This is a genomic window from Methanoculleus sp. MH98A (assembly GCF_000691865.1).
Taxonomy (GTDB): domain Archaea; phylum Halobacteriota; class Methanomicrobia; order Methanomicrobiales; family Methanoculleaceae; genus Methanoculleus.
Window position 1 is genome coordinate 33,504 of the sequence record NZ_JMIO01000058.1, and the last position, 7,728, is coordinate 41,231.

A 7,728-nucleotide genomic window follows, 5' to 3' on the forward strand; every position below is an offset into this window, starting at 1 on the left:
TATTTTTCGCAGATCCCAGGGAGGAGAATAAAACATCATCCTTTCTTCTCCTCCCGGTAGGGGATCGGGACGTAGGCGACCGACGGGCGGCGGGGCATCGCCTGGGGAAAGAGGTCCATCAACCGGTAGATCCCGGCGGGCATACCGGAGGTGACGGGGAGACCGAGTTCCCGGGCCTGCTCGAAGGTGATCGGGTAGTCGTGCGTCCACGTTCCTCCGGAGAGCAGGCGTGCGAGGCTGTCCGCACGCCCGCCGTCCATCCGCTCCTGGAGGAGCCCGGTCACAAACTCCCGCATCTGGGTCTGGGCCTTCGCCGCAATGTCGACCAGGACGAACGTCTCGTCGTCGATCTCCTCCGGGGGTTTCAGGCGCGGGACACGCAGGAGCGAAGCCGCCGGGTATTCCCCGATCCGGGGGTCGACCGGGCCGAGCACGGCGTTCTCGTCCATCGCCACCTCGTCGGCAGCGAGGCAGAGGAGCGTTCCGCCCGACATGGCGTAGTGCGGGACAAAGACCGTCACCTTCCCCTTATGCCGCCGGAGCGCCATCGCGATCTGCTCCGACGAGAGGACCAGGCCGCCGGGGGTGTGGAGGATGAAGTCGATCGGCATCTCCGGGGCGGTGAGCCGGATCGCCCGGAGAACCTCTTCGGAGTCGTTGATGTCGATGTAGCGGAAGAGCGGGATGCCCAGAAAGCCGATCCGCTCCTGCCGGTGGATGAGGGCGATGACCCGGGTCCGGCGCTCGGTTTCGAGATCCCGGATCGCCCGCAGGCGGCGGGCCCGGGTCACCTGCTGCTGGACGACCGGCACTGCGAAGAGGAGGAGGACGACGGCGACGAGGAGTACCGTCCAGAGGTCGGGCATGCCGGAGCGTAATGCGCATCCCCGATAAAGAAGGTTCGCTCCGCGGGACTGTTCAGGAGAGGAACTCGTCGATCGACGCCTGCCGGGTGCGCCCGCCCTCGAGCGTCGAGAGCCTGACCCCGATAAGGCGGACGGGCTCGCCGTTGAGGAACGGCAGGAGCAGGGCGGAAGCGGCCCGCCGGATCGTCTCCGGGTCACTGGTGAACCGCGGGAGCGTCCGCGACCGGGTGTGCGTCTGAAAGCCGCGGTACCGGACCTTGACGGTGACGGTCCGGCACCGGAGGCTCTCGGCCCGAAGCGTCGCCGCGACATCGTCCGCAAGTTCTGCGAGGGTTCCCGCGAGGACGGGCGGGTCGGCGATGTCCGCTTCAAACGTCGTCTCCCGGGAGACGGATTTGCATCCCTCCCTGCCCCGGACCTCGCCGTCGTCGATGCCCAGGGCGAGGCGGTGCACCCGGACGCCGGATCTCCCCATCCGGGCGACGATCTCCTGGACGTCGCGGCGTGCAAGGTCGCCGACGGTCAGGACGCCCGCCTGCCGGAGGTCCTCGCCGGTCTTCTTCCCGATCCCCGGGATCCTCTCCACCGGCAGGGGGGTGAGGAATCCGGCGACCTCGTCCGGACGGACGACGGTCAGCCCGTCGGGTTTCTCATAGTCGGAGGCGATCTTCGCCACGGCCTTGCCCGGGGCGACCCCGACCGAGCAGGTGAGTCCCGTCTCTTCCCGGACCTCCCGCTTGATCCGGGCGGCGAGCGCTTCCGCTGCCGGGAAACTGCCGGCAGCGCTGACGTCGAGGTAGGCCTCGTCGATGCTCACCTGCTCGATGCGCCCGGCGTGCCGGGAGAGGATCGCCATGATCTCCTCCGAGACCCTGACGTAGAACGGGCGATCCACCGGGAGGTAAACGCCGTGCGGGCAGAGGTCGTACGCCCGCGAGATCGGCATGCCGGAATGCACCCCGTAGCGGCGGGCCTCGTAGGAGCAGGTGCTCACGACCCCGCGGCCCGCTCCTCCCTTCGGGTCGGCGCCCACGATCACCGGCCTCCCGGCAAGGGACGGGTCGCGGCGGACCTCGACGGAGGCAAAGAAACTGTCCATATCCACGTGCAGGACGATCCTGCCGCCGGTTGTCACTCTGTGAAGTCCTCCCGGATTCTTACGGGAGTGTTGGAGGTCCGGCGATATAGGGAGTTTGGTGGCGTGGGGCGAAAGTGCAGGGGTGAGAGAGGGTCTGCATGGGTGCCGGATATGGGACGGGAGCGGCCGGAGTTGCATCTTGAGGCAATTAGAGGGCGCATTTGAGAATTCTCATACGCCAGGCCGCCCATCAGGTCTAAGATCTTTAAGCTTCTTCCGAGCGTATCTGCAAGGCTATGCAAAAGCCCGACAACGGCTTCCAAGGGGATATCGCCTTTGGGGGAACGACGCTCCGCAGGAGCGGAGTTCGAGCACCGAAGGTGCGAGGTGGGGCTGACGGGGAGGGGGCATCCCCCCTCCCCTGTCTCTACCCCGTAAGGCTCTACCTTTGACCCCCACCCCGCCCGGCCTCCGGCCTCCTCATTCGCACCTGCGGTGCTCAAACTCCTGCTGTTCCAGCAGTCGTTCCCCGCACCTACGGTGCTCATGCTCCGGCTCTACGACCCGTCGCACCCCGCCCCAGGGGGCGGGGGCAGTCATGGCGATATCCTCACGGTCCAGTGTACGGGGCGTTTCCCACGAATCCATGTCTACACCTTTCGCAAAAATCTGTTTTCGGGCTTTCCTCAAGCCTTACACTTGCCTGAGCCCCCAGGCACCCCGGGTGTGGAGCATCTCTGCAGCAGGGTTTCGCCCACTACCACCACGCACCCCATCCCAACCCCCGCGCGCCTCCCGGCGACCGGGGCGGGCATAATGGCGGCCGGAATGACCGGCAGTGCGAACAAATTACTAAAAACAAGCAGACTTCGTGATATGAATGTATGGGCTCATAATACGTGGGCGAGTGAGAACCACTCGCTCCACCTTCTCCAGCTGATCGGCAGGAATGTTTGCGATCGCGGATTATGAGGACGTGCAAATAAAAGGGGTTATGGAGTTGTTTACCGCGCCGGAACGATGAGCGAACGCTCGCCGGCGGGCATGAACTCGCGGATTGCACCCTTCGCGAACTCGCGGCGGGGCTCGGCGAAGTCGAACCTCAGGCTCGGGTCGGCGAAGCAGACCTTGACGAGCGGGCTGTAGCAGAACGCGTCGCCGCGCCCGTAGTGGGCACCGCCGACGATGGCGGCGTACTCGCCCTGGTGTCCGACGTTCATCGCGTAGTTCGGGTAGTTCGGGCCACGCAGTTCGCCCATCAGACCGCGGTCGGAGACCATGGAGAGGGAGTTCGCGGAACCGCACTGGTCCTGCAGGTCGTAGCCGAAGAAGCCGAGACGCGACCATCCGTCCTTGTGCAGGAGCATGGAGAGATACCAGGCGTTCAGACCGGCGTTGGAGTTGCCGGTACCGATAGAGGTCGTCAGACCGCAGGCAGCGGCAATGACGCCGGCACGCTGGGACCCGCCGAAGTGGTCCTCCATCATGGTCGGGAACATCTCGTACTGCTCCATGGCGTTGAGGCAGACCTCGGTCGCCATGTCGTTAACGACATCCTGAGTCGGCTTGACCTTGTCGTCCGCGCTCGGGTTGCGCCAGTCGACCTTGTACTTGTCCTTGATGTAGTCCATACCGTAGTAGGTGAACTCGTCGAGGATGTTGTCGGTGTAGGCCGCGGTCGCGTACTGCGTGAACCCGACACCGCCGGACATGTAGGAGCCGAGCCAGATCTGGTCGTAGAGCATGGTTCCGGCGCCGACGACCTCGAGAGAGGCCTTTGCGGGGTCGTTGGGGTACTTGCGGTTCGCCTGGATGATGTCGCTGAAGAGACCGAACTTGATACCGCCGGGCTCGTTCGGGCCACGGGCACGCCGGGCGGGCAGGAGTGAACCCATCTGGACGACGCCTGCGTGCTTCGCGGCGTAGGAGAGGTCGGCGACGGCCGCTTCACCGGCGCACATGCGGTACGCAGCGATGAAGGACATACCGATCTGCATCGCAGACCACCGGGAGGTCGTTCCACCGTCACAGGTCCGCGAGACCGCGGTCGGGATGTGGATCGCCTGGTACATGCTCTTGCCGACTTCGGCCTTGAGTTCCTCGGCCTGCTTGGCGGGGAAGAGCTTCTCGATGTCCAGCAGGAACTGCGGCTCGATGTCGTCTGCGAGTTCCTGGTCGCCGGTGAAGACCTTGACGTAACAGTCGTCGACGAGGCCGGGGTGGGTCTCGACCATGTGCTCCTGGACAACGGCGCCGCCGGGCATCGCGTGGTTCAGGATGTGGAGGTACTCGTTGATCGTCTCGGGGGTAACTTCTTTACCCAGACGCTTCTGCAGGGTCTGGTGAGCAAGGTCCATCCCGACGATGACGGTCCTGCGGATATCGTCCCAGAACTGCTGCATCGCAGAGTTGTTGACGAAGTGCAGGTCGTCACCCTCGACGAAGACGCCGGTGCCGGAGACCTCGTAGGTCATCAGCTGGCGCTGGCCCATCGGGATGCCACCAAGGTGGCAGCGCTCGGGGTCGTACATGGAGACGCCACGGTCCATCTCGACGGCGCGGCTTGCCTTCATGAACTCCATCTTACGGGGAGACTGGCGGACACCGTTGAAGTTGTAGAACTCGGCGGTCTCAGACTCGACGTCCTGACCCTGGAACTTCTCTTTGAGGGCCTTCAGGAACAGCTTCTGGGATCTTTCAATCTTTGCCATTGTAATCACTCCTCTTTCGGCATGAAGCCGTATTTCGTTCTCAGCGAGTGGATGCGCTGGACGTACTCGATGTACTCGGTGTCGTCACGGTAGGCGGTTCCTACGAGCGAGTGGTAGATCGTCGCGTGCGCCTTGAGCCACTTCTGGTCCATGGGCTTGCCGACGGCAACCGCACGGTCGAGGGGCTCACCGATCTGGTTCTTGACGTACTTGACGATGCCGTCATCGCCGAGGACGTTCCTCTGCAGCATGTCGAACATCATGCCGTCTTCAGCGAGACGGAGCGAGTGGCCGTGCACGGTCGCACCACGGATGCCGACGAGAGCGGGGTCGAACATCTCGGTCTCGATGAGTTCCTTGGAGTATTTCTCGAGGTCGCGCTCGCGGCACTCGACAATCTGACGGCCGGAGAGCGTACCGGGGTCGATACCGCGGAAGCGGTACATCTCGGTGTAGGTCCGCTGGTAGGGCTGCGAGGGGGCGTTGAACATCGAGTCCGCAAACTGGATGTAGCGGACACGGTCGCCTGCCTTCGCACCCTCGGTGGGCTTGACGAGCTTGCGCATGGGGCAGTCGGGCTCCTGCTGCTCGGCGAGCGGTGGGTGAGCGGTCGGGTATGCCGATCCGGGAGCGCGGTGGCCGAGGATCAGCACGATGTCCTCATCCGTTACGGAACGAACCTTCTCAAGCTTCTGGTTGGGGTTCATCTGTTTGCGCCGGTTCTCGGCGACAACCGATGTCCCGGGACCGTACTGGGGCTTGTATGCCATTTTTCATTCACCTCAAAGTGATTGATATCTTATCCATTTCCTGTCTTGAATGAGTTACAGCCATATTTCCGGAATTTGCGTGCCTCGCGTCACTGTTTCGTCCGGATAACCACCGGGCTCTCCCCATTCCGGGGATCCGTGAGACCGATGAGCGATGTATCGGCGTCCGGCCCATATTTCGCGTAGTCCACGAGCGTCGGGGCGGTCTTCATGAACCTGCCTTCCTGGAGCAGGTAGGGGAACTCCACAAAGAAGCCGTCGCAGAGCGACCGAACCTCCTCGATGACGGAAGCGTCCTCGACCTCCAGGATGACCATGCCCACCTGGACACGCAATGCAATCTCGGCGTCGGCGACGCGGATCGCTTTGCGGTCGGAGTGAGGGTTCGGGCTCCCCCGTGCCGGTCCGTAAGGGACAACCTTCGGCAGGCCGGGCCCGTGGATCATCATCCGGCGGATGCCGGCGACGTCGGCAAGCATATTGAGCAGGCGTTCTGCTGTCTCAGGTTTGAGCATCCGTACGGGCACAATCCTGAGTTGCGGAAATGCGGCGTTCGTCATTCGAATCTCTGCTCGCTCAGGCTCCGTTTGCGATCTGGTCGATCGGCTTGTTGAAGACGTCGATCTTACCGTAGGTGTCGGCGAAGAGCTTGGAGGTGCTCTCGGGCGAGAACATCTGCGTTCCGGCGTCGAGCGCCGCTGCGGCGACCACGCACGGGATAGCCACACCGTTTGCGTGCCGGGTCACAACGTGGTTGCCGTTGAAGATACCGGGGCCGCCACCACCGTAGATCGAGTGGCTGAAGAACGAGAACCCGACGGCGGTACCCATGACACGGCCGTAGTCGGTGCTCGGGAGACCGGTCTCGTGCTCAAGCAGGTCGTTGAAGTAGAGGAGCGTCGCGGAGACCGCCTGGGCAAACCGTCCGGCACCACAGTTGACGATGGTGGCTGCCATGGTTCCTGCGGCGGCGTAGGCGTTCCAGAGCATGGGGTCCTTCGTGTCGTAGAACTGGAAGTACCCGCCTTCTTGCCCGGGGTGATGACCTTGTCCTCGATGGCGCGCTCGACCAGGCTCTGGACGACCGTACCGACGGTTCCGGTCTCGCCGTTTGCCTTGACGAGGTCGTAGACCATGTTGTTCGCATTCAGGCCCTGGTAGGCGTAGCCGAGCAGCTGGGCACGCTCGAACGGCCCGACGGCGGATCCCATCTCGAAAATACCGGCGGTCTCGAGGGTGGACGAGAGTGCTGCACCCTGCAGGGCGTTCCTGCCGGTCATCATGACGGTGTGGTTGACGGGGATGTTCCGGAGAGCGTAGCCGATACCCTCGTTGTTCTGGGGGATGTTCAGGATCGACGTGACAAGCGCACCCTGCATATCCTGCGTGTGGGGGTAGCTGCCCCAGCAGGCCGCCTTGACGGTGGATGCGTTGAAGCCGTCGATGTTGAACTGGTCGACGATCGCGAAGGTGGTCGCGGCTGCAACCGACGTGATCGCGGCATCGTAGGTTGCCGCGTTGATCAGGCGCTTCGACGGGACCTCGACGAGCAGGAGTTTTCCTCCGTTGAACTCCAGGATCTCGGTGTCGTCGCCTTCTTCAACCTGGATCATCTCCTTGATCTTGGCGACGATCGCGTCTTTGTTCTCCATGATGGGGAGATCGAGTTCTCTTCCCTTGATCTTGCCCTTTCCAAGTTTCCCGGTCTTGAGCGCATCCTGGATTCCTCCGAGGTTCACGTTGATCGTTCTCTTGGTCAGGTCGATGATCTTACTTGTGGCCGGGTTAACCAGCGGGCTGATTCTGTCGAGGGTGACGCCGCTCTTGAGCAGCTTCCCATCGTCAGAATAGAGATCGATTGTTTCCGTGTATTTAGCCATAGTATTTCATCCTTTTACCCTTGTTCAATACGTTCCGTTCATGCGAGAGACCACGGGGCAAACACCAGCTCCGGATCCCTGAAGGCCGCTACTGCACGTCCCAAAAGGGACTATAAGAGTAGAAGGAGACATATTAATAAAATTTGCGAAATAAGACGGATTTTTTTGCAAAAAGTAATATTAATATCAATTATATTTCCAATAAGATATTTTAAAACCGGGATTCAATGGTTCAAATAATTGAACTCGATCCTTAAAAAGGATTTCTTTCCGATGCCCGTCAGGCGTTATCGCCCCTGAGAAGGGCCTGCAAAAGAGACATATTAAATATTACGTAGAACAACACTAATAGCAATAATTAAAGTTACTGCTCTTAAAAAGTATTCAACCGTACCCGATTATCTAGATTGGATGTAAAAATAT

The 7,728-nt window shown here is 61.7% G+C and carries 6 protein-coding genes and 1 pseudogene; all 7 read right to left on the reverse strand.

Features of this window, described 5'->3' with window-relative positions:
• Positions 1–35 precede the first annotated feature (35 nt).
• The gene (locus tag EI28_RS08585; protein WP_052379710.1) at positions 36–866 is read right to left on the reverse strand and encodes an ATP-dependent Clp protease proteolytic subunit; all 831 of its coding nucleotides are present in this window, start codon (positions 864–866) and stop codon (positions 36–38) included.
• A 52-nt stretch (positions 867–918) separates the two neighbouring features.
• Positions 919–2,001: a DNA polymerase IV gene (dinB, locus tag EI28_RS08590; protein WP_048114199.1), complete on the reverse strand. Its 1,083-nt coding sequence runs from the start codon at positions 1,999–2,001 to the stop codon at positions 919–921.
• A gap of 423 nt (positions 2,002–2,424) precedes the next feature.
• On the reverse strand, positions 2,425–2,592 hold the full coding sequence (locus EI28_RS14055; protein ID WP_155937317.1) for a hypothetical protein: 168 nt from the start codon (positions 2,590–2,592) through the stop codon (positions 2,425–2,427).
• Positions 2,593–2,948: 356 nt separating this feature from the next.
• The gene (gene mcrA, locus EI28_RS08595; RefSeq protein ID WP_048114200.1) at positions 2,949–4,655 is read right to left on the reverse strand and encodes a coenzyme-B sulfoethylthiotransferase subunit alpha; all 1,707 of its coding nucleotides are present in this window, start codon (positions 4,653–4,655) and stop codon (positions 2,949–2,951) included.
• Between the two features lie 5 nt (positions 4,656–4,660).
• Positions 4,661–5,425 carry a coenzyme-B sulfoethylthiotransferase subunit gamma gene (gene mcrG / locus EI28_RS08600; protein WP_048114201.1) on the reverse strand — a complete coding sequence of 255 codons (765 nt, stop codon included), beginning with the start codon at positions 5,423–5,425 and terminating at the stop codon, positions 4,661–4,663.
• A gap of 89 nt (positions 5,426–5,514) precedes the next feature.
• A complete protein-coding gene (gene mcrD, locus EI28_RS08605; RefSeq protein WP_048114202.1) occupies positions 5,515–5,985 on the reverse strand; it encodes a methyl-coenzyme M reductase operon protein D in 471 nt (156 codons plus the stop codon).
• 16 nt (positions 5,986–6,001) lie between these two features.
• Positions 6,002–7,305 (reverse strand): annotated as a pseudogene (mcrB, locus tag EI28_RS08610) (coenzyme-B sulfoethylthiotransferase subunit beta).
• Between the last annotated feature and the right edge of the window lie 423 nt (positions 7,306–7,728).